The sequence below is a fragment of the Allorhodopirellula solitaria genome, from assembly GCF_007859855.1.
In the GTDB taxonomy this organism is placed as follows: Bacteria; Planctomycetota; Planctomycetia; order Pirellulales; family Pirellulaceae; genus Rhodopirellula; species Rhodopirellula solitaria.
The window spans coordinates 24594-48440 of the sequence record NZ_SJPK01000012.1; the positions used below are offsets into that span (position 1 = coordinate 24594).

General features: G+C 57.2%; 24 protein-coding genes and 2 tRNA genes. 9 read left to right on the plus strand and 17 right to left on the minus strand.

Annotated elements, in window-relative coordinates; genetic code table 11:
- The first annotated feature begins 78 nt into the window (after positions 1–78).
- The 5 genes from CA85_RS18825 (at position 79) to CA85_RS18845 (ending at position 4287) form a co-directional block, all read left to right on the plus strand.
- Positions 79–588 (plus strand): YciE/YciF ferroxidase family protein, encoded by a 510-nt coding sequence (locus tag CA85_RS18825; RefSeq protein ID WP_146392912.1) that lies wholly within the window; start codon positions 79–81, stop codon positions 586–588.
- 113 nt (positions 589–701) lie between these two features.
- Entirely contained in the window at positions 702–2126 is a 1425-nt protein-coding gene (locus CA85_RS18830) for an FAD-dependent oxidoreductase (protein ID WP_246112966.1), read from the plus strand.
- 2 nt (positions 2127–2128) lie between these two features.
- Entirely contained in the window at positions 2129–2977 is an 849-nt protein-coding gene (locus CA85_RS18835; RefSeq protein ID WP_146392914.1) for a TIGR02587 family membrane protein, read from the plus strand.
- Between the two features lie 9 nt (positions 2978–2986).
- The gene (locus CA85_RS18840) at positions 2987–3373 is read left to right on the plus strand and encodes a hypothetical protein (RefSeq protein ID WP_146392915.1); all 387 of its coding nucleotides are present in this window, start codon (positions 2987–2989) and stop codon (positions 3371–3373) included.
- 311 nt (positions 3374–3684) lie between these two features.
- Positions 3685–4287, plus strand: a complete 603-nt coding sequence (locus tag CA85_RS18845) for a type 1 glutamine amidotransferase domain-containing protein (RefSeq protein WP_391564905.1) — start codon at positions 3685–3687, stop codon at positions 4285–4287.
- 583 nt (positions 4288–4870) lie between these two features.
- Here the strand turns inward: CA85_RS18845 and CA85_RS18850 are convergent.
- The gene (locus CA85_RS18850) at positions 4871–5986 is read right to left on the minus strand and encodes a helix-turn-helix domain-containing protein (protein ID WP_146392917.1); all 1116 of its coding nucleotides are present in this window, start codon (positions 5984–5986) and stop codon (positions 4871–4873) included.
- On the minus strand, positions 5983–6462 hold the full coding sequence (locus CA85_RS18855) for a hypothetical protein (RefSeq protein WP_146392918.1): 480 nt from the start codon (positions 6460–6462) through the stop codon (positions 5983–5985). The genes CA85_RS18850 and CA85_RS18855 overlap by 4 nt, the downstream gene beginning before the upstream one ends.
- Before the next feature lie 860 nt (positions 6463–7322).
- Between CA85_RS18855 and CA85_RS18860 the strand changes: the two genes are divergently transcribed.
- Positions 7323–7643: a hypothetical protein gene (locus CA85_RS18860; RefSeq protein WP_186775045.1), complete on the plus strand. Its 321-nt coding sequence runs from the start codon at positions 7323–7325 to the stop codon at positions 7641–7643.
- 4 nt (positions 7644–7647) lie between these two features.
- Here CA85_RS18860 and CA85_RS18865 read toward each other — a convergent pair whose 3' ends face one another.
- From CA85_RS18865 to CA85_RS18930, 13 genes are all read right to left on the minus strand, one after another.
- A complete protein-coding gene (locus tag CA85_RS18865; RefSeq protein ID WP_186775046.1) occupies positions 7648–10209 on the minus strand; it encodes a phage tail tape measure protein in 2562 nt (853 codons plus the stop codon).
- Between the two features lie 11 nt (positions 10210–10220).
- Positions 10221–10751: a hypothetical protein gene (locus CA85_RS18870; RefSeq protein ID WP_146392921.1), complete on the minus strand. Its 531-nt coding sequence runs from the start codon at positions 10749–10751 to the stop codon at positions 10221–10223.
- Between the two features lie 253 nt (positions 10752–11004).
- Positions 11005–11472 (minus strand): hypothetical protein, encoded by a 468-nt coding sequence (locus CA85_RS18880; protein ID WP_146392923.1) that lies wholly within the window; start codon positions 11470–11472, stop codon positions 11005–11007.
- A gap of 203 nt (positions 11473–11675) precedes the next feature.
- A complete protein-coding gene (locus CA85_RS18885; RefSeq protein WP_146392924.1) occupies positions 11676–12284 on the minus strand; it encodes a hypothetical protein in 609 nt (202 codons plus the stop codon).
- Positions 12285–12341: 57 nt separating this feature from the next.
- Positions 12342–13118 (minus strand): hypothetical protein, encoded by a 777-nt coding sequence (locus tag CA85_RS18890; protein ID WP_186775047.1) that lies wholly within the window; start codon positions 13116–13118, stop codon positions 12342–12344.
- A 434-nt stretch (positions 13119–13552) separates the two neighbouring features.
- Complete coding sequence (locus CA85_RS18895; protein WP_146392926.1) at positions 13553–13762, minus strand: hypothetical protein; 210 nt, start codon at positions 13760–13762, stop codon at positions 13553–13555.
- A 374-nt stretch (positions 13763–14136) separates the two neighbouring features.
- Positions 14137–15495 (minus strand): replicative DNA helicase, encoded by a 1359-nt coding sequence (locus tag CA85_RS18900; protein ID WP_146392927.1) that lies wholly within the window; start codon positions 15493–15495, stop codon positions 14137–14139.
- Positions 15492–15776: a hypothetical protein gene (locus tag CA85_RS25070; RefSeq protein WP_186775048.1), complete on the minus strand. Its 285-nt coding sequence runs from the start codon at positions 15774–15776 to the stop codon at positions 15492–15494. The genes CA85_RS18900 and CA85_RS25070 overlap by 4 nt, the downstream gene beginning before the upstream one ends.
- 611 nt (positions 15777–16387) lie before the next feature.
- Entirely contained in the window at positions 16388–16717 is a 330-nt protein-coding gene (locus CA85_RS18910; RefSeq protein WP_246112967.1) for a hypothetical protein, read from the minus strand.
- Between the two features lie 102 nt (positions 16718–16819).
- The gene (locus CA85_RS25800) at positions 16820–17110 is read right to left on the minus strand and encodes a DUF1580 domain-containing protein (RefSeq protein WP_246112968.1); all 291 of its coding nucleotides are present in this window, start codon (positions 17108–17110) and stop codon (positions 16820–16822) included.
- 119 nt (positions 17111–17229) lie between these two features.
- Positions 17230–17904: a hypothetical protein gene (locus CA85_RS18920; RefSeq protein ID WP_146392929.1), complete on the minus strand. Its 675-nt coding sequence runs from the start codon at positions 17902–17904 to the stop codon at positions 17230–17232.
- Positions 17905–18019: 115 nt separating this feature from the next.
- Positions 18020–19147, minus strand: a complete 1128-nt coding sequence (locus CA85_RS18925) for a tyrosine-type recombinase/integrase (protein ID WP_186775049.1) — start codon at positions 19145–19147, stop codon at positions 18020–18022.
- 120 nt (positions 19148–19267) lie between these two features.
- Positions 19268–19341, minus strand: a tRNA-Val gene (locus CA85_RS18930).
- 95 nt (positions 19342–19436) lie between these two features.
- On the opposite strand from CA85_RS18930, the gene CA85_RS18935 reads away from it, so the two are divergent.
- Entirely contained in the window at positions 19437–20546 is a 1110-nt protein-coding gene (locus CA85_RS18935; protein WP_246112969.1) for a class I SAM-dependent methyltransferase, read from the plus strand.
- 3 nt (positions 20547–20549) lie between these two features.
- Here the strand turns inward: CA85_RS18935 and CA85_RS18940 are convergent, their stop codons facing one another.
- Complete coding sequence (locus CA85_RS18940) at positions 20550–20966, minus strand: hypothetical protein (RefSeq protein ID WP_315852720.1); 417 nt, start codon at positions 20964–20966, stop codon at positions 20550–20552.
- Complete coding sequence (locus tag CA85_RS18945; protein ID WP_146392933.1) at positions 20941–22092, minus strand: M28 family peptidase; 1152 nt, start codon at positions 22090–22092, stop codon at positions 20941–20943. The genes CA85_RS18940 and CA85_RS18945 overlap by 26 nt, the downstream gene beginning before the upstream one ends.
- A 147-nt stretch (positions 22093–22239) precedes the next feature.
- Between CA85_RS18945 and CA85_RS18950 the strand changes: the two genes are divergently transcribed.
- A tRNA-Pro gene (locus tag CA85_RS18950) sits at positions 22240–22314 on the plus strand.
- A 162-nt stretch (positions 22315–22476) separates the two neighbouring features.
- The gene (locus CA85_RS18955) at positions 22477–23667 is read left to right on the plus strand and encodes a tyrosine-type recombinase/integrase (protein WP_246112970.1); all 1191 of its coding nucleotides are present in this window, start codon (positions 22477–22479) and stop codon (positions 23665–23667) included.
- Positions 23668–23847 lie beyond the last annotated feature (180 nt).

Below are 23847 nucleotides of genomic sequence, written 5' to 3' on the forward strand. Positions count from 1 at the left end.
CAGGTTTTGCTAAACCAGAATCGGTCGCGAAGGTCCGCAGCCACTGAGCCTTCATTTCTTTTCACCTGGATCCCTACGATGTCTCTCGATTCACTTGCCGATGCGTTTTACGATGAACTGCGTGATGTCTACAGCGCCGAAAAGCAATTGACCAAAGCACTCCCTAAACTGGTCAAAAATGCGACTTATGCTGATCTAAAGAAAGCCCTGAAGGAGCATTTGGCTGAGACGGAACAACAGGTCGAACGCGTAGAGAAAGCATTTGAAGACACAGGGAAAGCTGCTCGCGCGAAATCTTGCGCAGCAATGAAGGGGCTGATCGAGGAAGCGGAAGAGATGCTCAAAATGGACGCGGAGCCCGCGGTGAAGGATGCGGTCATCATCGCGTGCGGTCAGAAAGTGGAGCACTACGAAATCGCGACTTACGGAACGCTTTGCACGTGGGCGGAGCTACTCGGATACAAGACGGCGACAGAGCAGCTCAAACTCAACATGGCCGAGGAAGAAGCCGCCGATCAAAACCTATCGAAGATTGCCGAGGCGGTTAACTCCGAGGCAATGACATCGGGGAACGCCAAAAAAAAGTAGCGAAAGCCGACGTCAGTGAACTCGCAAAGCTGTCGACTCACAACTCCTACTGGCTAGAACGACGTCCACTGAGCCCGTCGCGGCCGACGCTCGGTGGAAAACACTCTACCGAGGTGCTGGTCATCGGGGCGGGTATCGCCGGTCTGAGCACAGCGCTGGAATTACTGCAGCGTGGCAAGCGTGTCATTGTTTGTGAGGCGACCACGATCGGGGCGGGCACGACCGGTGGCAGCAGCGCCCATCTGGATGCTCATCCCGAAGCTGGGACGGTCGAAGTGATCTCAAAACTCGGTGTTGAACAAGCCGCCGCGTACACAAAACTTCGCATGCAGGCGATTGATGTGATTGAGCGTCGCGTCTCAAGTAGCTGCGGCTTCCAGCGGGTTCCTGCATATTTCTACACCGAAGATCCCGCCCACGAGAAGGATATGCGGGATGCTTTTCATGCTGCGAAGGAACTCGGCCTGGACGTCTCGTGGTGCGATGCCGTACCGATCGCGTCGGCGGCTTGCGGCTACGAAATCTCCAACATGGGGCGAATTGATGTTCTGCAGTATCTCCATGAACTCGCTGAGGCGGTTGAGGCCGCCGGTGGCGTCATTTTTGAAAACACCCTGGTCAGCGGACCGGTGGAGAAGCATCCGACCGAACTGGAAACCACCAGTACCTGTACGGTCGAGTCGGATCGAATCAACGGACAGGTAAAGTTTGAACATGTCGTTTGTGCGGTTCACTGCAACTACTCGAGCGTGCAAAGACTCTATCTTCAAACGCCTGCGTACCAGTCCTATATGATCGCCGCTCGTGTGAGAGAGCCAATCCCGGACGCATTGTTCTGGGACGACAGTGACCCGTACTATTATACCCGGCGAGCAACGAACGATGGACTGACCATTCTTGCTGGCGGCTGCGATCATCGAACGGGCGCTGGCGACGAAGAGGCGTCGATGGCGGCCCTTCAGAACTGGGTGCAGGAGCGGTTCCACGTTGAGGAGATTGTGTCACAGTGGAGTGCTGAATTCTTTGAACCGACCGATGGATTGCCCTTCATTGGCGAACTGCCGGGCTTGGAGAACGCTTGGATTGCAACAGGCTTCAGTGGGATGGGCCTGACACTGGGCACAGCGGCGGGATGGATCATCGCTGACTTGATCGACCGTAAAAAGGTAGGTCTTGCCGATGCGTTCTCCCCGGGTCGGTTAGGTCTGTCCTCATTGGGACAGCTCGTCAGTGAAGGCACGACGACGGCATTGGATTATGTCGAGCGTGTCGTTCCACAGTCCGCCGTCGATGCGGATTCACTGGAGCCCGGCGAAGGTGCCGTGGGATCCTGTGATGGTGCGCAGGTCGCGATTTGTCGTGACCGCAGCGGTTGCGTGCATCGGCTCAATCCTGTTTGCACCCACATGGGCGGCGTCGTACGTTGGAACCCAGTTGAGCAGACCTGGGACTGTCCCGTTCACGGTGGCCGATTCGCTGCCGACGGAAGCCGTATCTACGGACCTCCTGAATCGGGATTAGAGAATGCGCAGGAATAGCAATGATAGACAATCAGACGAAGCGATTTTGGATCGGACTTGCCAGAGCGGTCGCCGGAGCACTGTTGTTCTCGCTTCCAATGATGCTGACGATGGAGATGTGGTCTATCGGGCCAACGTCTAGCCCGCTGCAGATGGGTGCTTTGTTATCGATGACGTTTCCAATCCTGTTCGGACTGGCCAAGCTAAGCGGCTTTGAGGAGCCGGAGGGGTGGGCCGGGACTGCCGTCGACGCCTTCGTCGCGTACGCGGTCGGTTGGTTGACTACCTTTATGATCCTAAGCGTCTTCGCGGTCTTGAATGTGGCGACAATGCCGCTCAGCGAACTCATCGGGGTGATTTCGATTCAAACGATTCCGGCAAGTATTGGCGCGGTACTTGCCGCCAGCCAACTTGGGGGCCACACCGATAGTGATGACGAAATACAAACGAATGATGACGATGGGGCTCACACGACGCGGGAATACTTTCGAGAACTCTTTGTTATGGCAATCGGTGCCCTCTTTCTCGCCTTCAACGTTGCCCCAACCGAGGAAATGGTACTCGTCGCGTTCAAAATGACCGCTTGGCACGGCTGCCTGGTAATGCTGCTGTCATTGATGATTATGCATGGGTTTGTATTCAAAGTTAAATTCCACGGACAAAAACCGATACCCCAAGAGCAATCGGCGTGGAGTGTTTTCCTCCGTTTTACCATCCCAGGCTACGCCATCGCTTTGCTCGTCAGTTTATTTTGCCTCTGGTCGTTCGGCAGCACCGCCAATACCGCCATCGACGAAGTGGTCATGGCGACGACAGTGTTAGGGTTGCCAGCGGCGGTGGGTGCCTCCTCTGCGAGACTGATTCTGTGAGACAAACACATGAAAAACGGTAATCAATCTGCTGCCACCATACCGCTCGCCGAATGTATAGTTGCTGGCGTGGGTCTGCTGCTCGTCCTCGCTACCTTTGGATACTTGGGCCAGCGGGCGATGCGCGAGCAATCTCCGCCTTCGTTCGTCGCTCGCACCGAAAAGATTATCGCATTGGGTGACCAGTTCGTGGCGAAGGTTGTCGTGCAAAATATCGGAGGAACACCCGTCGCCGATTTACGAGTGATCGCCGACTTCGGAGAAGACGAACCTCCCAAAGAAGTCGTTATCGACTACTTACCTTCCCGTTCGGATCGCCGTGTGGGCTTCGTCCTCAAACGGATGCCCAGCGAACCGGAGCCTACGTTTCAGTTTGTCTCTTACACCGAACCTTGAACGCTTGCTAGTTGCGGGTGACGGGTGACGGGTGACGGGTGACGACGAGGATGAAAGCGAAGTCTTCGCGAACGTACCGATCCCGCTTACCGCATGTTTGCGTCGCGACGCCGCCTGGGATCCAGAGAAAAGACCCTACAATTGGTCGATGCAACCGAGCCGAAACATCGCAAAGTAGCGTGAGACGATGCAGCCAGTGAGAAGTACCGAGGGGCGAAAACCTGAGGCCGACTGCAACTGCAGCGATCGGGCTGGTAGTCCGGCACGGGCCTTGCACCAACCCATCAATGCAACGAAAGCATTGTGCGACAATGCTGCTTCAACCTTGTCGAATCACTGGAGATTTTAACATGAGTAAAACTCTCGATGGAAAACGTATCGCGTTCTTGGCAACCGACGGCTTCGAGCAAGTCGAACTGACGCAGCCGTGGGATGCGATTAAAAATGCAGGGGCGGACGTCGTGCTGGTGTCTCCAGAGTCTGGCACGATCCAGGGAATGAACCACGATGAGAAAGCAGATAAATTCAAGGTCGATGAAAATGCCGGTTCGGTATCTGCCGAAAACTTTGACGGCTTGGTGCTGCCGGGTGGCGTTGCCAACCCCGACGCGCTCCGGATGTGCGACGACTCAGTTAGCTTTGTGCGCGACTTTTTTAAACAGCACAAACCCGTTGCCGCGATTTGTCATGGACCTTGGACACTTATCGAAGCGGACGTCGTCCGCGGCCGGAAAGTCACGTCTTGGCCGAGTCTGAAGACAGACCTAACCAACGCGGGTGCGGAGTGGGTTGATCAAGAGTGTGTCGTCGACGAAGGCTTGGTTACCAGCCGCAAGCCGGATGACCTCGACGCATTCTGCGCCAAGGCCATCGAGGAGTTCGCTGAAGGCAAGCACGCTCAGCAAACAGCGTAGTGGCCGCCGGTCCTCTCCCGGCAACGTTGCCCCCTGCTGCCTTGGCCGAAACGACTCCAAAAGTTACGAGCGAACCGAGAATCGCAGCATCTTGCCAAGTATCCCGGCAAGGATGGGGCCTGTGACCAGAACAACTGATGAAGCGTTCCAGAGAGCGATGCGACGTCTCGCACCGAGTATCAGCGCGAAGCCGTTTCGGGGACCATCCCTCCAAACACCGTCCACAAAAAAACCGCTGGAACCATCGTAAATGACGGTGCCAGCGGTCTTGTGACGGTTGGTGACAGTGACCAACGATGGGCGATACAGAACTCGAATCTGTGACCTCTGCCGTGTGAAAACGAATAAACCATGCGTTGCACGGAAAGCCCGGTCTCGTTTTAGCCCGTTATTTACGTGAAAAAACTCGCAATCGGTGTCACATAGGACGTTAGCGAAGCACGCCCAATGTTGCAATAGTTGCATCCAAACGGGACAGTCTTGACCTCTGCCGGGAGTCCGCAGCTTGATTTTGCCTGTCATTTTTCAGCCCGTTCGAGGATGTATTCCATCACCGAAACTGTGCTGAACCGCCGATGCCCAATCATGGCATCATCCCAGCGATCGCCCGGTCGATCTCACGCCTTCGTTGACTGATCCCACTACCGGGAACCCGGCGGGGCCGGAAATTGACGCCTAGCGGCTTGGTCGGCTCACTCGGCTCGGATGTCGCGATTGCACTTTGAACGCTCTGAGAGTCGACGTCAGGAACCCGTTTTTCGCCTCCGTCCGACTTGGCACCTCGCTGTCGGTCGATTTGCTCCATTCGCTCGCCTCCGGCCACCTCATCGGCAGTTGCGAACCGTTCCAGCCCGGCGGCGGTGAGTTTCCGAAACGTGATCCCGGCGGTGATCCACGTCGCGGCACCTTCTGCTTGGCCGGACTGGGTGACCGATGCGCGAATCGATTCAGCTTCGTCGCTTTGGATCCTCCGTCGCTGATCATCGCGGCGGAGTACCTCGAACACGTCGAACGGCGGCGGGGTCTTGCCGGTCAACCAGTTCGATAGCTGTCCCGGCTCCCAGCGATTCGGGTCACGGTCCCCTCCAGCTTCCAAGAAGAGCTCCCGAACGTACTCGATCGACCAACCACGCTCACGAGCCGAGTCCACGGCTTGGGCGGCTGTTTTCAAACCCCATCGAAACATTTCCGCCACCACCGCCCCCCATTCGTCTGGGCGGTTGGTGGTGGGCGATTCTTGGGCGATTAAATGGGCGTTTCGGGGTTCATGGTGAACTCTCGGGGATGCCTCAGTGAGCTCTGGGAGGTGCCTCAGTGAACTATCTAAGGTGCTCCCATGAGCGGCCGAGAGCTCATCATGGTCGCTCGTGATCCTCTGCATCTCAGTCCAATTGATTCGGTGATGGTTTGGGCTCCAGTGATTCGGACGTTCACGAGTGATCAAGTCGCGGTCGACCAGGGCGGCGATGCCCCGGCGAACAGTGGAAACGGCGTACCCGGTTTCCTCTGCGATTGTCTTTTGACTCGCAAACGATGCCCGGCTTCCTTCGTGATCATCGATCGCTTTGAGCACTGCTTTCTGAACCGCGCCAGACACCCGGCCCGATGGACAGGTGTGCGTCGAGAGTTTCAGCCGCCTGAGCGCGGCGAGCTGCTCGCCGCGAGGCAAGTCGGTGAATAGATCCTGTTGGTGATTCATCGGCCCACCTCGCTTTCACCTTGGCTGGCGTTTTGCATCGATCTCGCCTCGGCCTTGGTCATTTCATAGAGGTGCGTGAAAGCGTCGTCACTCATGTGCTCGATGTCGTGCAGCCTGCACCAATCATCAGCCCACTCGTCGACGTCGAATTGGAAGTGCGACCACAACGTGCATTCTGTGGTCACAACATCGAGCGGTCGCACCTGGCCTGGTTCCAACACAACCAACCGGGCGTATCCCTCGAACGTATTCCCAGGAAACGAGTCGCGGATACTGTCGACATGATCGGTGATCTCGATCAGCTCGCCCACTCCGGATACGCCTGGTCGCACCCCGATAAATTCGTAGTGGGTCGTAACGCACCCGCGATTGAACCGGTAGTGGGCCTGTCCTCCGGAAACACGGCAATCGACCGCATGGGCGGAGTCTGACTGGTTGAGATTGTCGGCAGCGATGTGGTTAGGTTTGACGCTCATTTCGTCACCTCACCTTTCGATGTCGCTTCCTGATTGGCATCGGCACGGCGGCTGGCCTCATCAACTCGCAGCTTTCCGGCACGTCGCCTCCTGGCATTGCGGGCGTTGTCCAATTTACGCGCGGCAACGTCCGCCCCTTGGGCGGACAATCGTCTTGAACATGTTGCGCAGAGAAACGCGGGCCACCGGCAACAGAGCGTTGCCCCGGACGCGCCGCAGCATTCACACAGTTTGGCTTCTGACGGTCTTGACATTGGAAATGTCGACTTCCGCAACCACATTTTTTTGGTTGCGCATGAATCGGCCCGGCATCCCTGTAGAAAACACGGGACTTACTCCGTGTCGACATTCTCGTTGCTCCCCGCCTGCGCGGATCAATGCTTCGATGTGTCCAGAAATGCCGGGCCGATTCATTCTCGCTCGTTTAGATGTAAGTCTTGGCATGGTCACCGCTGGGAAAAGAAACTCCAGCGGTCAAGCGTGATCAAGTTTTCTAGTCCTGATCTCGCTGCCAACGATGCAACGAATTTGTCCGATCCTGGCCGCGCTGTCAAGCTCGATCAGGATTTTGTTTCGGGGTCGCTCGCAAAGTGGGGCGGAAGTGGCGGGATTTGCGGGGTGGAATTGGGGTACTGTGGAAGTGACCGTGGGCCTCGTTGGTTGGTGCATCCGACGGCCCTCGGGTCATCGGTTGAGGCATCGGGTGTGGAAGTGACCGTGGGCCTCGTTGGTTGGTGCATCACGTGTAAGCCAAAGGTCAGAATCCTGACGCTCATTTGATGGTATCGCATCAGTGATTGAACCTCGATTGACTTTTCCAGCAGCACGCCTGGGTTGTACTGTCGTGGCTTTTCGCGTCGGTGTCCATGGTGCAAGGGTCAGCATCCTTTAAGTTTTGCTCAATCGCAATCGCAAGAGCCCTGCTCTCTCTGACCCTGACCCTGACCCTCATCAATCATTTGTTGGCACAAGGCAGCGAGTTTCATGTAAAGACGACTGTTCACGATTATTACTGGTATCGCTTCCCTGCAGGTTTCCAGGAACGCACGCTCGGCCTCTGTGAGCATCGCAGGATTATCGTCTTCCGCTTGATCAATCCAATCTTGCAAGTGCTCGGCTTGGATGCGAAAGGAATCCCCAGCGGTCTCATACGCCAGCGGAAACTTTGGATTGTTGACTAGCATACTATCCCCACCTCGCCATGTTGTCTTTTCTTACTTGCTTGTCTGAGTTACTGACCAAATGTTTAAGGCAGATGAGTTGCTTGGATTCAATTGATTCGGTGGCAGCTCCACTGGTTACGGCAGGTTTGGTTGGATCGGCGTTTCGTCCCTTGTACGTGCTCGCGTTGGCGATCGCATCGCGAGTGTCGATCGCGACTGACTGCCTCGCCACTGTCTGTTTCCTGATGTCGTCCATCGGGGTATCGACTGCGTTACCTGGTTCCGACTCCGCCCAGAGCGCCTCCAACGCATCATTTGGAGATACTTCTTCGGTCCCAAACTTCTTCTTGTTCTCCTCGGCTTTGACTTGCAATTTTTGATCGCGAGCTAGTTCTCGATCCGCTTTGCCTTGACGCAGGAAATCTCTTCTCTCCACTGCCTTAGCGATGCGCTCGGTGAGCGTGAGCATCTTCTGAGGCATCGACGGTCCGCCTCTCATGGCCAACGCCGCGAACCCACTCGATGTGCCGGTGGCTCCGGAATTTGATTTTGGCGTGTCAATCGTCGTTGGTTGCTCGTATCCATTCGCTTTCAACATCGCCGCAAAATCCGGCTTTTCGTCGGCGCTTGGTTTCTCGGGTTCCGATTTTTTCGGCTGCTTGGCTCTGGCGTTCGCGTCAGACGTTGCCGTTTGCAGTTGGTTACGCAGTGCGTCAATGCGTGCTTGACGTTCCTTTCGTGATGCCTGACGCTCGGCCATCCGCTCTCCGATCATGCCAGCGGATTCAGCTTCGAGAGCTGATCCAAACTCACGAATGCCAGCAATGGTGCTATTGAGGGAATCATTCGCGGTGCCAAACTGCTGTTCGAATGCTGATCCCGTGGGCTCGACGGGGGCTCCAATCGTCTCGACACCCATATAACTGTCGACAGATTTCGAAAATTCAGATTCAGCTGAATTGTAGATGGAATCGTAGATGTCTTTGTACGAATCAAAAAGCGTTTTCAGTGTTCCCGCAAGCGATTGAAATAGCTTCCCCATTTGCTCAGTGGTGGTCGATCCGGCATCGAGCACATACCCCATCGCTTCCGCCCAGGCATCTTGTAGGCCGCCGGTCAGATCGAGCCATACGAGTTCCATTAATTGCGTGGTGAGTTCCCACGCCGTTTCCAGGTCACCAGCTTTGATTGCGTCTCCGATGGCGGACACTGCGTTCTGTGCGGTCTCAACGAGTGGACTGAATCGAGTGGACAACCAGTCAACGGCGTCCGCACCGATCGACGTGTATTTAACGAATGCGTACCCCATCGCCGCCACGCCCGCCGTGGCCAACACAATCGGTGACAGAAGCAATCCAATACCGGCGGCTGCAATCTGAGCGGAAATACCGACCCCGACTAATGCTGCACCTGTGCCGATCAGCCCAATCGAGGTGCCAGCTAACGCGAGCACAAGACCCTGGTTTTCGTCGATCCACTGAGTGACTGCGCCAATGGAGCTGGTTAGTTGATCCACCATGGACTGCAGTGCGGGCGAAAAGCTTTCGCCGACCGCGATTGTGGCACCCTCGATCGCTGACTGGATCTTGCGGAATGAACCGCCTAGGCCCCCATCCATTTTGTCGGCGGTCTCTGCGGCAACGCCAGCGGCATTTTCTAGAGTTTCCAGTAACTCTCTCGTTGCGGTGGTAGATTTTCCGATTGCCGATGCACCGGTGATTCCTAGCAGACCGAACGCGGCGTTCATTTTCTCAACACGCGAGTTTTGATCGAGCCCATTGGTGGCAACTGAGATCTGCTCCAGCATGTCAATCAGTGGCAATCCTGACCCTGCGGCATCGCGGAAACTTCGCCCGAAGATCTTCTCCAGGTTACCGAGTTCTGCCGCGCTGATAACGCTCAACCGCTTAAGCGTCGTACCGGCCATCGATCCTTGAATGCCGACGTTCCCAAGAGTGCCGAGAATCGCTGCGGTTTCCTCTAGACTCATCCCGAGATCGGCCGCAACCGGACCTGCATACTTCATCGCTTCGCCCAACGCCTCGACTGTGTTAAACGATCCGTTGGCCGCCGCCGTCAGAACATCCGATACACGTGCGGCGTCTGTCGCGGCTAATCCGTATTGTCGAATTGTTGCGGACATGATCCCCGCTGCGAGTGTCGCATCGGTGCCGGTGGCTTTTGCGAGGTTCAATACGGCCCCGGTCATCTCGTTGATCTGATCGGGTTTGAATCCCGCACGGCCCAGTTCACCCATAAGGCTTGCGACGTCGACTGCGGTGTAGCTAGTGGTTCGGCCCAGTTCCTTGGCGGTGTCTGTCAACATTGCCAGGTCTATCGCAGATGCTTGACTGACTGCACCGACTGCCCGCATCGCGTCGTCGAACGCTGCAAACTTCACCGCAGCGTAAGCGAACGGGGTTCCGATCGCTAAGCCAACCCCGCCGATCATTCTTCCGATCGAAGTTGCTCTCTTGCCTAGCCTGTTGAGATCTCGCTCGACGCCCTTGGCACCCTGCGCAATGCGGTTGCGAAGGCCGATCTCAACTTCGGCCTTTCCGGCCTTGATACTCGAACGTCCCATGATTTGTTGCCTTATCCTCTCACCACGTTGGACCATGCACCGGCGACGGTGCCTTTTGCGATCTCACGATCGAGTGCCACTGACATGAAGGGCCGTGCCCTAATGTGTACGACTCGCGAACGGTCGAGCTTTTGTAGTTTTTGCTTTCCCCGTTTGTTGCGTTTGCCTTTTCCTGCAGAGATCAAGGTGCCTCTGCGTTGGATCACCGATCCACCGTGCTCGAGCACTCCCGGCACAGGCGTTGGACCCACCCAACTACCATTCGTCTTCACGGGCCCGACGACACCGCTAGACGTGGCTGCGTCGTAGGCAAACCAGATGTTTTTTAATGATGTAACCCGGCTCGTCGAGCGTACCGAAGGCGGACTACCAGGCCGACTGACTCCTACGCGTCTGCGCAGTACATCTCGCTGGGCCGTCCGCCGAATGTAGGCGAGCGATTTGCTCATCGCACGAAGTTCGGCACGATCCACCGCATCAATGACCGCCTGGCGGTCAAAGAACGCTTGCTTCATGTTCATCGTGATTTGAATCGCCATCATTTCCGCCTCTCGCGCCTTCGCTCGCGTCGTTTGATTCGTTCGTACTCGTCAGTCGCGTTCACCGATTCGCCCTTGTCCGGTCGTTCCATATGGGGATGAAAATCAGCTCGCGTGCAGGGATTGCCCGAATGCATCGACGCAAGCAACGCCATCGTCTCGGCCGTGTGGTTCCACTGCTCCGTGCAATGCGCGGTTGCCGCCGCGATCAGCTCACGCATCGTCAGCGGCCACGGATCCACGCCGGATGTCGCGGCTAGCTCGACGACGATTGTCCATCCGTTAGACCCAGCTCTTTCCGCCATTGCGTCTCCATCGCATCCATGAGTGAATCGAGCCGCCCATTCGTCGCGAGTTCGACTTGCCGCGCTCGCAGGTCCGTCGTCAGTCGTATTACTCGCCTTGTCGTCTGGTACTCCTCGATCCGCCCGTAGCGGTGGAAAAAAAAAGCACACTCCTCCAAGAATGCGATACTCGCGTCCTGTGCTACGGAGTCGCCAGCCAATCGGTCTTCAAAATCGTCAATCGATATGGAGTGCTCTTTCGCCTGCTCCTCACACAACAGAAACACGAACGCGAGCTGATCCGTCAGACTGTCCAGGATCTGGGCGTGATGGAGTGGCTTGAGCAGATCGAGACCCAGCTTCTCACGGATCTTCCTCACCTTCCCCAGCGTCAACGCGATCGTCCACGTCTGCCCCTGGTTGTCCTTGAACGTCTGCATCTATCATGATCTCCGGTGTAAAGGCGAGAACGCCTGGTGGTTGATTGAAAAACCACCATGACAAACCGACGAGTCCGACCGGTCGCCATGGTGGGGAGCGTGCTAAGCCTCAGCGGGAATCACGCCCGCCGATCACATCCTGTGGTAGCCACGAAAGGAGTAAGCTGGCCATTTTCCCACGGCTGCAAAGCGTTAGACGTCCGTTATTTCGTTTCGAGCGTCGTGACCGAATCCAAGCCCTGTTGCCTCAAGATCGTGTTCACCTGGTCAACGTGCATCGCGTCGACTCTTGCCTCTGACTCCTTTTCGGATGCGTCAAGACGTTTGCGAATGCCCGTGATCACGGTCGAGAAAACGGCGTTCACCTCGGTGCCGTCAAAGAGTTCGGGGTTCTCATCTGCAAGCCTTTGAACCCGGGCCTGGGCTTCGGTCATCGCCGCGTGCTTTCGGCGCTCGACGTTACCGATTCGCTGAGCACGTTTTGACTTCGCGGCGAACACCAGGAAATCACGCTGGGCGGACAATACGCGCTCGTGACTGCCGTTCGCGTTGATTTTATTGATTTGCGACTGCGCGACCGCTTCGCAAACCTCCTCGATCGCTTGCCGCGTCTTCGCGAAATCCGCCTCGGTCAGGTCGAGAGCCTGCATCACGCCAATCAACTGGTCGGCATCTTCGGCAGTGGCCTTACCCAGGTAGTCACGCTTGGCGATCGCGAAATAAGTCTTCCGCTCCTCCGCCAGTGCGTCCGTCAGCAATTGTTTGTCTTCGCTACGGATCTCGGCGATTCGGTCTAACACGCTTGTCGTCATGGTTGGTTCCTTTTTGGAGGAGGTTAAAGAGTCGCTTCGGTTGCGGTTGGTCAGTGGTTAGAACGCCAGCTGCGTCAGGCGAGCGTCGTTCAATTCGAGCCCGCTGGAAAACGCGGAAAATGGAATCGACTGGGTGACGCGGACGGGATTGGATCGGCCTTCGATGCTGCGAGATTCCGTGAACGAGACCGCCAGCTCTGTGAGTGCGTTGGCCAATGCCAGGCTGAAAAGACTCTTAAACCGCTCTGGGCTTGCGTAAAGCTTCGCGATGTCCGAAGTCATCCCTTCCGCGCCCGAAACTTTCAGTTGGCGAACCTTCCGCTGGGCTGCGTTGCGGATTTGGGTAACCAGCGCGGCCTGTCCAAAGCTCAGCGTTGTTTCCGACGCTCCGAAACTCGCGGTCTGTTTTTTGTTGAACGCGTTCCGCATCGCTTCTGTCGGTCGGGCTTCAAACTTGAAACTGGTCTCGCGGCGGTTGGCTTGGAATGCGGCAACCAATTGCTGATCGGTCACCTTCGCCAGCGTGGTCCCGGCTTCACGAATCTTGCTCTGGAATGTGATACGGTCGACTTCACCGCGAGAGGTCGCGAACCATCCGGAAGCGAAGAGGGACGTTTTGATGTTGGGAGTGCCTTGCCCGATGAATCGCTCGGCATCGGCAAGAAACACGACTGAACCTTTGGAATCTCGGGTATCAGGGAGGTTTCCAAATGCGATAGCCCGTTTGACGGAATGCGGCTCGCATCGGAACATCTCAGCGGCTTGGTCGATGGAGAGGATTCCCGCTGGAGGCGTGTACTCGGTTCCAGGGGTCTCACGCGTTCTGTTCGTCATGGATTTTGGCATCGTTGGATTCCTCGGGAATTATCCGAACCTCGTAGTAGTGGTCGATTCGCCTTGTGCCGCAAGCCTTGCATTTGCATCGCTTGGACGACCTGTGTGTCCACGGCGATGATTCTGTAGGCGTCAAGACCACACTTCGGCCTCGGTTGTAGGGGTCGCGTTCTGTGCATCCGCATTGTGGACACTGGCGACTCTCACCGAAGGTTTGAGTGGTAACCGGTGCTCGGCTGCTACTCGCAATATTAGGCGATGAACCTTTGGTTTCGTTCATAGAGTGTTCCTTGTCGAGGACTAACCTTGTTAGAAATGTGGGTGGGCGGTATCGGCTCGGGAATGTCTGTCCAATGTCTGATTGAGTGCGGCTGTTCCCTTTGGCATCGAGGGTGCGGGGGAGGGGGGAAGTACCTACTTTTTTTTGGGATTTGCTAGATCGAGTCAAATTTCGATTGAATGACCGCCTGCACACGATCCATTGCTCTATCGGTGTCGTCGAATACTCTAGGAACCCCAGGATCCCCTGGGAAATTCCTCTCGAGGACGTGTCCGAATTGGCGGAGCAGATCCGCCATCTGGCCAATTTGTTCATTGATGGATTCGCCGATTTCCTGAATGGATTCGTCGTCGGGCTTGGGCATTTTGGGTTCTCGTTGGTGGTTGGCAAAAAACGTCGTGATTCGGTGCCGTTGGCGGGGCTGAGCGATCGCGATAGCGGTGACGTGGTGGTGATCGGTTTCATGGCTTCACCGGCCTATATCCAAGGAAGCTCCCGCAAGCCTCGCACTCCGAGCGAATCCATCCCTGCCGGCCGGGGGCGGGCTTATCGACAACGGGGGCAATGCAAGCGAGGTGCGGGCGACATCTCACACTCACAATCGAGGTCACTTCTTCGCGACTCCTGGTCAGGAATTCCGCTTCGTCATGGGACAACTCCCCGTGCGGAATTGAATAGACAATGCGATTGTCGCGGATCTTCAAAACAACTCCGCGACCTTCCATGAGGGCAATTCGCTCAGAAACTACCATTGGACCCACCCCCAAAGCCTGTGTCGTAGCCCAGGAACTCATCATGCGGCGTCGTCTGCTCTCGGGTTGGCGCGTCAGCGTCGACGAACCAGGTCGACGGCAAGTCCATTCGCATCGCATGGCGACCAATTCGCCCGTTCCTGACCTTTGCGAACGAGAATATCGTTTCAGGGTCGAGCGGCTTCGGTCGGTAAAGAATGATCACGTTGTCGCTGTCGGCTTCGACCGACGTGGAGTCTGCGATGTGAGATAGCTTCGGGCAGCCTTCGGCCTTGTCGCCTTCGCGATTGATCTGGCTCGCCATGAACACCGGAATTTCAAGCTCTCGAGCAAGTCGCTTCATTGATCGCGAGAAATTGGCAATCCCGTCAGACCGGAACCGTTCTGGGTACTCGACCAAGCCAATGTGATCGATGAACAAAGCATCGAGGCCGGTTGTCGCCTTCTTGTTTCTTGCGGACGCTGCGACGGTGCTGGCGCTCTGTTGCGACGAGTCGTTGATAAACAGCCCCAACTCCCTGTAGCGATCCAACGTGTTGCGGAGCTTGGCTATTTCGCTCGCATCAACAGAGCGATTCGCCATTTGCTGGCTACACACGCCCGCGTCGTTCCCAAGGAATCGCCGTGCGATTTCTATGGAGGGCATCTCCAGAGAAAAGTAAAGGACCTTCTTTCCGTCCATTGCGATGTTAACGGCTGACTGAACGCAGACGCCCGACTTCCCTACTGACGTTCTCGCGGCGATCGTTGTCAAGCTGCCATTGGTGAACGTCCCGAAGCATTCGTCGACGGCGGGAATCCCCGAATAAACCCCGCCCTCGGAATCAGACTCCTGCTCTAAATGCTCTATCGCAAGCAGGCCAGCCTCATATGCCGAGACTTCACCTCGTGCTGACTCAGTTGCTCGCGTCGCCGTCGCATCGCGAATCAGCGAATCGAGCAAGCTATCCAGCGACGTCATCGGATCTTGGATCTCGGCAGACGCCTTTCTGAGCAAAGCGGCAACTCTCCTGCGATTGGCCAGGTTCTTGATCTGGCGTGCGTAGGTCGGCGCGTTTGGAGGATAACCGGAACTGTCCATCAGTTTGGCTATCCTGGCCATGCCGCCGACAGCTCCGAGTGCGTCAACGGAACGCAGATGACTGACCAATTGTGTGAGGTCGGCGTGATCGCCTCCGCCGTCGACCATGTCACTGATTTCAGCGAATAGGCGACGGCGAGTCCCTGTCATATCGTCGGCACTGATGATCTCTCGAGCGGCGTGGATCTGCTGCCGATCAATCAGGATCGAATAAAGCAATGCCGTCTCGATGTCTTCGGTCTGCTCTGGGTGAGGGTCTCTCATTTGGATCTCCCTGCTGACGTGGGCCGCTTGAACTTACGTTCCATTTGGGGCGGATCGTCGGCGGACTGCTGCGCCGTGGAAATAGGCGTGTCAGGCTCAAATAACCCGGCCCATCCGCTCTTTATTGACTTCTCGATCGCTGCGATTGCCTTCGCCTCTCCCATCGCTGCGAGATCCTTGATCTGGAGCGAAGCCGCGTTCTCGGTGATCGGCTTGCGGCGGGCTTTTCGATCCGAGCACCACGACGACCACGCATCACGGAAGCGATCGGTACGCAGCACGGGCGGCAGGTCGATGCCCTCGGGCGAGAACTTCGGTTTCTTTGGCTTTCGCTTTTTTCCTGAAGGAGAAACGGCGGCGGCAGCCGCGCCCTCTTCTTTAGGTATAGGGTTAGGGATAGGGTTAGAAGGCTTTCCGCTTCGTGTTCCGCAACGTGTTCCGCAACGTGTTCCGCTTCGTGTTCCGCTTCGTGTTCCGCTTCGTGTTCCGTATTCGGAATGCTTTCCGCTTCGTGTTCCGTATTCGGAATGCTTTCCGTTATCGGAATGGGTAGGCTCAATTGGCGTATCGTCGAAGCCCGACACCGACGTTGGAATCTCGGTCCAATAGTGGCCAACAGATCGGTCGTTGGTCCGGTGGTAGACCAACCAACCGGCGTCGACGGCAGCCTCTCGAGCATTGTTGAGTTGCTTTGGACTCTTGAACCCTAGGACCTCCATCAGCTGCGAATTCCAGAACCGAACTGGTCCCTGGTATCGTGCCGCGTCCTCTGTGTGGGCGATATGGATCACCAGGCAAACGGCGTGATGCCCAATCGATTGAGCTGCGCAGCCCTTGAACAGTAGGCGGGTGATCCTGTGTGCATGATGTGATTGACGGGTTGGGTATGGGGTCATCGTCCAGCCCTCCGGCTCCCCGCGAATCGTCCGAACAATTCCGCGATCGCGATCTCGTACGCGATCGATGTGCCGAGCAGCTCGTCGCGCACGTGCCAGCCGACCAACTTCGCCGCAGACCTCTTGATTGACTCCCATTTCCGCCACCAGTCGAGCGTACGGCGTCGACGGCACCCGCAGCCTGCCTGTTCGACCCGCTTGGCGAGAACGCCCAAGCGGGGCTCGAGCTCGACCAGGTCCCGCCACGTATGGGGGCGTGGGATCATGGGGTAGTGATGGCCAATCGCCCATTTATCAATTGACCGGTATGCTGAATCGCGTATCATATGTGATGCCTCGGGCCTCCAACCCATTGTTTGATTGCCGCTTGCGACGGCATGAATAGAAAACGAAAGCCATCGAACTGTCAGCTCAGCTCGATGGTTTTTTTATTTCTTGGCGGTGCGGCGAATCGGCTGGGGGCCGATCGTCTTGGCCGTGCGGGCGGCGATGAACCGAGTGAGTGCCTGCCGACTGGTCAGCAGGTGCGATCCCCCAATACGAACGGCCTCCAATCGGACGCCTCCTACACCTCGATGAATCCACCTCGTCATGGTGGCTTTGTCTGGCCGTTTGCCCGTGATGTGGCGTAGCTCGGCGCGGGCGTCGGCTAGTGTGAGGACGTCCTCGCTCAGGATCTGAGATACCACCGTTTCGGCGGTGGATGGGGTGATAGGCACTGTGGATACTCCTGTGTGCGGTGCGGCGGAATTGCAACACGGGGGAGTATCAGGGGGCTGTGGACGCTCAGCCGGATGTGCCGCTTATTTGCCGCTTATGCCGTATGTTTGCCGCTTGTTCACGTTTCGATTTGCCGCTTATCGAAATAGAACAGCCGTCCTTTCGGCGGGACTAGTTGGATCGCAGCGACTTCGTTTGCAACGACCATCCTTCGGAACTCTCGCTTCTTGTGATCTGGGGAGTATTCGACGTTGCGGAAATACCGCAGCGCCGCTTTTGCTTGGCTCATCGCTTGGGTTCGATGCTCCTCGGGTATCGTGGATCTGACTTTATCGTCACCTGTGATCTCCTCGGGTGATGCCGTCCCGTCGTCGCCTGATATTGCTTTCTTCTTGGCGACGCCGTCAATCGATTCCATTCTCTCCAGCAATCGTGCCTCCAGTACCTTTTTCCGTGCTTCCGTCACGACCGAAACGGCCTCCTTGAATGAGATATTGTTGATACAGTAGCCTTCCTCCTCCAGCCAATAGAGGACTTCGGTTAAATCCTTGTATGGCAATCCCAGGTCTCTCAGTTCGGCCCTGATTGCGTTAAAGAACGCATCAGCTCGCGCCTGGGCAATTGCGCGTTCATTGGCAACGGATGCCTTCCTCTCTCCAGATTCCAGCCAACGATACATTGCAGCCGGATCGTCTGGGTCGGCCTTTCCGCCTCCAGGAAGCGAAAGAGGCTGTTGGTTTACAGGAACGAACAGCCTTAATTTCTTTTGGAACCAGTAGTCTTCGACAGCCATCGTTCAGAATCCCTTAGTGATAGAAGTCGCTGCCGATCCATCGAGCATCGCTAAGGGACGATGACGACGGACCGGCGGCGCGGGGATCAATCCGCTGGCGACAGTGATTTCGTTTTTAGCCGTTCGTTAACCGTGGTGCAACCTTGGCGGCTTCGATGGCTTTGAGCTCCGACACCTTGGCATAAATCTCCGTGGTGCTTAGGCGGCTGTGCCCCGCCAATGCCTGGGCTCCCTCGGGGCCCTGGACATCTCGGACAGCTTGAAGCGATGTGTGCCGAATCTGGTACGGCGTCCAGTGTTCGGCCTTGGCCGCTTTGGCAGCGCGGCGGATCGCAATCCGAAACGCGTCTTTGTTCCATGCGGTCCCCTTCTCGGTCATGAAACAGGGTTGGTCGGCATCACCGAATAGAAACGGCGTCAGGGCCTCCAGGGCATCGCCCAGGATCGGCACGGCCTTCTCTTTTCCGTGGTGCTCGGTCTTGTGCCGAGCTGGTCGATAGAACCAGACCTCACCACTCCTGTCGATCATCGATGGCGTCATCGAGAACATTTCGCTAGGACGCATCGCGGTCGCCAGCTGCAAGCGGACCATAGCGGCGGCAGTTGACGTCAGGTGTGGTAGCGTCGCCTGGACCGTCTCGAGCGATACGCCTTTGCGTTTCGGATTCTCTCGGGCCTGTCCACGGCGCAGCGGCGGCAGTGATCGCAGAGCGACAATCCGCTCCGGCGAGACCAGTTCACGGGAAACCCCGTGCTCGATGATCTTGATGATCTTGCGGGCTTGATCATTGGCGTAGGGCCTCGAGTTGGGCCGGTGCTTCTTACCGATACCTCGGGCAATCAGCACGTCTCGCATCGCCTCCAGCTTTCTCGGGCCAAACTCCTCGGCAGGTTCATCCCCGTGCCGCTCGTCCAGGAAGTCGCAAAGGTTCGCGTACTTAGACTGGTTCGCTGGGTTGCTCTCATGCAGCGGCAGCACCCGCGCCCGGAAGTCGGCAGTGATGTGTTTGACTCGAACGACCGAATCGGCAAGCCGTACCGCCTCCGCTTCGCCCTCGTCCTCAGCTTTCTCAGGTGCCTGCTTCCCATTGGCGTTGTACTCAGCCAACAAGGAGTAATACCTCGCATAGCTCTCAGGTGAACCGTGCTTGCCGAGGTAGAAAACCTCGTGCCCCAACCGCACCCTGGCTTGGCCGCTCGTGTGATACGAATAGGCAGGTTGCTCGCTTCGTTTACGTGGCATCGGCGAATCTCCTTCGATCGATTCAGGACAGTCCTTTGTCCCGGAATGATCCGATTGGGAGCCGCTCGCCATGATGGCGGTAACGCGTTTGATGCGTTCCAGCAGGGATAAAATGAGAAGTGGGCGATACAGAACTCGAATCTGTGACCTCTGCCGTGTGAAAGCAGCGCTCTAACCAACTGAGCTAATCGCCCGTATTTGCGAAAATACGGTGGTCCCATGGTGCGACGTCGTCTGGGGCGGCTCGAAAATCGCGGCTGGGACGGACGTTCTTGGAACTGATGCGGGCATGATAGTGCTCTGGCGGCGCGGCTGCAAGATCCGGTCGCTGTCCGGATCAGGCGGGCGATGGGATTCGGACGCCGGTAGGCTGGAGGCTGGTGGCGATTTGACTATCCTGGTGCCCTACCCCGCTTTCCGATTTCCAGGTTTTGCTTTGTCCCGCCACTACCAACTGATCGACTTTGGCAACGGGCGGAAACTCGAGTCGCTGGCCGGTCGGATCATCGATCGGCCCAGCCCTGCGGCCGAGAACGTATCGCCCCGCGACCCGGCTGCGTGGGCGGACGTTGACAGTCGCTATGACTTGAACTCGCGAACCTGGAACCACAGGACCGCGTGGCCCGATCAGCTCGCTATCGAGGTGCCTGACCTCGCGGATCCTGAAACGCCAGCGCTGCGGCTGCCGGTCCAGCCGACGCCGTTTGGTCATATTGGTGTCTTTCCCGAACAGATGGACAACTGGCGGTGGTTGATGCGCACGGCCCCAGTGGAGGAACTCTCCGGTTCGCCGCGTAGTCGCCAGCGTCATGCGCTCAATCTATTTGCCTACACGGGGGCTTCGACGATGGCGATGGCCGGCAGCGGGATGTCGGTCGCCCACGTCGATGCGGCCAAGCCGAACGTGGAAGCGGCCAAGCGAGTGGCCGTCGCCAGTGGACTGCGGGACGCTCCGGTGCGTTACCTCGTCGATGACGCTGCCGCCTTTGTGCAGCGAGAAATTCGCCGCGGTAACCGCTATCACACGATCGTTCTTGACCCGCCCGCTTATGGGCATGGCCCCAAGAGCAAAAGCAAGAGTAAAGCCAACGCCAACTCAGCGGATAAACGCCCCGCCAAGCAGGCTCAGGCCTGGCGGATTGCTCGCGATCTTCCTGAACTCCTCAAAAACTGTTTTCAACTGGTATCGGGCCGATCCTTCCGCATCCTGGTGACCGGCCACTCCGCGGAGATGGACCAAGCCGATGTGGTCGATCTCGTTGAGCGAAATCTCAGTCACCGCCGCATCGGTCGACTCCAGCCCCAGGTCGAAGCGGGCCGGATGACGCTCAGCGATCAGGCCGGCCGCAAGCTCGATGCGGGTTTCTACGTCCGCTGTTTGCTAGCCACTAGCCACTAGCCACTAGCTTCTTTCCTTCCGCATTCGATCGAGACGGTGGCGATGATGGAGCATCGTGCGAACGATGTCGAGCGCCGCCAGAGCAACGATGGTACAGAGCACGACCATGGCGCTCATCCAGCAACCGATCCAGAAGACGCGGTGTTCGGGGGTCGCCAGCGTCGCTGCGAGAACCAGCAATCCACAGACGAAAAACAGAGCGTTGACCCGTTTGCGAGAACGCGAGCGACGGCGCAGGTACAGCTCGTCGGCGGGATCGTCGTAGACGTCATTCGGCCACCCGAGCTGCTCAGATCGAAACAACCAGATCGAGAAGAAAATCAACGTGGCTGCAAGGATCAAGCCGCCGGCAAACATGGGTTGGTTGTCCAAAGAGGGAAAGGGGATCGAGGCATCAGTCGGCGATTTCAGACTGCTCAACGATCCACTGGTGCACCACCCAAGTTACTGCAGCCAGGCTCGAACCGCTACACTTATCAGCCGTATCCTCGGTCGTGTGCCAGTACTGGGGGGCCCGAAAACCGGGTCGAGGGTAGTCGAAATCGATCAGGTCGGTGGTCGGGATTTTGGCAATCTGGTTGAGCGGTAAGTGGTCGTCGCGAAGCTCCTGCATTCGCGTGCGGGGCACAAACGCACTGACGCCCAATTTAGCCGCAGTCCGCCAAATCGACTTGGTCACATCCCTGGCGTACCGCAAGCTGGCGCGGTCATAGATCAGTTGCAGTTCGCGGTCACCGACCATATCCAGCAACACGCCGGCGCGGTAAGGAACCTCCGGTGGCGACATCCGGTACTGCTGAGCAAAGAAGATCGAGCCCAGGAAATAGTCGTCACGCCCCTCTTCGAAGACAAACTCCTCGGCATCAAAGAGCACCACGTCGACACCGACGTCTTCAGGCAGGTCGGTAAAATGGTGGCTCATTTCCATCCACGCCGCCACACCGCTGGCCCCATCATTGGCACCGACGAACACGCCCTTGGGATCCTTTCGGTCGCGGTCGGGAAACGGCCGGGTGTCATAATGGGCGCACAGTAGAAACCGGATCGGACGCTCGGGGTACCAAGCCGCGATCAGGTTCGCCATCTCGACGCTCTCACCGGTAAGCGGATGGCGGATATTCTCCTTCTGCAGCGAGACCTTGGCACCTTGTTTGGTAAAGAACTCTGTCAGGTACGCCTGCTGCTGCAGCATCCCTTCGCTGCCTGTCGGTCGCGGCCCGATATCGACGATCTCGCGCAAGTATCCGATCGCCCGGTCAGGCGAGTAGGCTGGCGGGATCGGGGCGCTGGCCAGCTGCGTGGCCTGACCCGGACCCTGTCGCCGCGCCCCCCAGTAATAGGCGGCCAGGCCAGCACCGATGGCGAGCCCCAGCACGAACAGGGGCCAGTATCGTCGCAGCCGACCCGAAAAAGCACCACGCCGAGGGCTGGCATCCTGCTGCCGGGACGCCGTTCCCGCCGCCTGCGGAGACAACCCGGCTGGGCGGGAGAGCCGCTTTTCGGCTGATTTTTCTGAATAGCGATGTGTCTGATCCGAAACCGACATCAAGAAATTCCGTTATTTCCGTGAGTTAAACGACATACCAAAACAAGCTCGGCGGTCTGGTATCACCCTAGCGAAAGTCTGACAGTTTCGGTAGAGTTTGTCGTTCGAAAGGGAAGCCCGATTTTTCGGCCCCTCTCTTTCGGGTCGCGGGATGTGGCTCAGCCTGGTTAGAGCGCTGCACTGGGGGTGCAGAGGTCGCAAGTTCGAATCTTGTCATCCCGATTTCTTGAAGATGTGGTAAACTCAGTGTTTTCCGGGTCGATACGCTTCAAAGCGTAACCAGCGATGTCGCTGTGCGGTCCTCTCTCAATCTAGTTTTCCGGTAATCCATACCGGAAAACCCATTTTGACAGGGTTTCACACATGGGACGTCCCAAGAAATCAATGCCTGACTACCGATACCACGTGTCGGGTCAGGGCGTCGTAGAGTTATCGGGTAAGACTTTCTACCTAGGGACCTACGACTCACCAGAAAGCCGGGCCAAGTATTTTGCTCTGCTTCAGATCTACAATGGGAACGGTCTGTCGATTCCAGACGACCTCAGCATCGTTCACCAACAAGACGTGCCGGTCAGCGTCCGATGCGTGACGGCTGAGTTCCGTGAGCACGTCAAAATCAAGTACGCGAGGTCCCCCTCCCACAATGGCAGGCTCACTAACCTCTGCAAGCTACTTGAAGACGAGTACGGTGATGAACCAGCTGCCGAGTTCGGCCCCCGAAAGCTGGCGGCTCTCCGGGATACCTTTGTCGCCTCCGGCAATAATCGAAACTACGCAAACTCCCAGACCCGCAGTATCTGTCAAATCTTCAAGTACGGCGTCGCTCGCGAGCTGATCGAAGTATCGGTGCTGCAACGACTGGAGACGCTCGAACCACTGCGGCAAGGTCAAACAACCGCCAAAGAGACCAAACCGCGCCAGCCGATATCGCTGGAAGTCGTGCGTGCAACGGCACGCTATCTATCCCCAACGATCAAGGCGATGGTCATGGTCCAATTGGCGACTGGCATGCGTCCGTCAGAGGTGTTCGCAATGCGCCCAAGGGATATCGACCAACGAGGCGATGAATGGATCTACCGTCCCGATAGCCACAAGACAGCACACCACGGAGTCACCAAAGCAGTGCCGATCGTCGGCGATGCCCGGCTAGTGGTAGCGAGATTTCTTGACCGGCCATCTGATCAATATCTCTTTTCGCCCATCGAGAGTGCCGCGTGGCATCGTGAGCAACGCAGCCTCGCTCGGAAGACGCACAAGAGCTGTGGCAACCGCGTGGGATCCAACCTCAAGAAAGATCCAAAGCGAAAACCGGGTGAGATGTTTACGAAGGACAGCTATCGTCGAGCCGTCGTGAACGCGGCCAAAAAAGCGGAGGTCGAACACTGGACGCCTTATCAGCTCCGTTACACGGCGGCAGCGGCCATTCGCGAAGCTCTGGGGATCGAAGCCGCCCAGGCGATCCTTGGACATACGAAAGCCGCGATGACCGAGCACTACGCCAAGAGCACGGAGGCGAAGGCAATCGAAGCGGCCAAGGTCGGCCCCACCCTGGGTGCTGGATTTCTCGACGGTTAAGCCAGTCCCATCATGGCCATGAAAACGATGATCGGGAGATGCCCGGTCGCCGCTAGGTCCCTGTTCGCCGGCAGCGGCCAGAAATCTTGAACCAGATCACAGCCACGCTGAGTGAATTCGCCTGCGAATGGCCGACACATTTTGGAGATCCTGAGACTATCGGCTCTGCTGCATCTTGAT

Bases quoted from the DNA above. Each gene is read 5' to 3' on its own strand.
- CA85_RS18835 (WP_146392914.1), top strand. From the start codon at position 2,129: ATGATAGACAATCAGACGAAGCGATTTTGGATCGGACTTGCCAGAGCG.
- CA85_RS18865 (WP_186775046.1), bottom strand. From the start codon at position 10,209: ATGGGACGTTCGAGTATCAAGGCCGGAAAGGCCGAAGTTGAGATCGGC.
- CA85_RS18870 (WP_146392921.1), bottom strand. From the start codon at position 10,751: ATGATGGCGATTCAAATCACGATGAACATGAAGCAAGCGTTCTTTGAC.
- CA85_RS18900 (WP_146392927.1), bottom strand. From the start codon at position 15,495: ATGAGAGACCCTCACCCAGAGCAGACCGAAGACATCGAGACGGCATTG.
- CA85_RS18945 (WP_146392933.1), bottom strand. From the start codon at position 22,092: ATGTCGGTTTCGGATCAGACACATCGCTATTCAGAAAAATCAGCCGAA.
- CA85_RS18890 (WP_186775047.1), bottom strand. From the start codon at position 13,118: ATGACGAACAGAACGCGTGAGACCCCTGGAACCGAGTACACGCCTCCA.
- CA85_RS18845 (WP_391564905.1), top strand. From the start codon at position 3,685: ATGCTGCTTCAACCTTGTCGAATCACTGGAGATTTTAACATGAGTAAA.
- CA85_RS18880 (WP_146392923.1), bottom strand. From the start codon at position 11,472: ATGCAGACGTTCAAGGACAACCAGGGGCAGACGTGGACGATCGCGTTG.
- CA85_RS18850 (WP_146392917.1), bottom strand. From the start codon at position 5,986: ATGAATCACCAACAGGATCTATTCACCGACTTGCCTCGCGGCGAGCAG.
- CA85_RS18885 (WP_146392924.1), bottom strand. From the start codon at position 12,284: ATGACGACAAGCGTGTTAGACCGAATCGCCGAGATCCGTAGCGAAGAC.
- CA85_RS18910 (WP_246112967.1), bottom strand. From the start codon at position 16,717: ATGATACGCGATTCAGCATACCGGTCAATTGATAAATGGGCGATTGGC.
- CA85_RS18895 (WP_146392926.1), bottom strand. From the start codon at position 13,762: ATGCCCAAGCCCGACGACGAATCCATTCAGGAAATCGGCGAATCCATC.
- CA85_RS18955 (WP_246112970.1), top strand. From the start codon at position 22,477: ATGCCTGACTACCGATACCACGTGTCGGGTCAGGGCGTCGTAGAGTTA.
- CA85_RS18925 (WP_186775049.1), bottom strand. From the start codon at position 19,147: ATGCCACGTAAACGAAGCGAGCAACCTGCCTATTCGTATCACACGAGC.
- CA85_RS18825 (WP_146392912.1), top strand. From the start codon at position 79: ATGTCTCTCGATTCACTTGCCGATGCGTTTTACGATGAACTGCGTGAT.
- CA85_RS18855 (WP_146392918.1), bottom strand. From the start codon at position 6,462: ATGAGCGTCAAACCTAACCACATCGCTGCCGACAATCTCAACCAGTCA.
- CA85_RS18840 (WP_146392915.1), top strand. From the start codon at position 2,987: ATGAAAAACGGTAATCAATCTGCTGCCACCATACCGCTCGCCGAATGT.
- CA85_RS18935 (WP_246112969.1), top strand. From the start codon at position 19,437: ATGATAGTGCTCTGGCGGCGCGGCTGCAAGATCCGGTCGCTGTCCGGA.
- CA85_RS18920 (WP_146392929.1), bottom strand. From the start codon at position 17,904: ATGGCTGTCGAAGACTACTGGTTCCAAAAGAAATTAAGGCTGTTCGTT.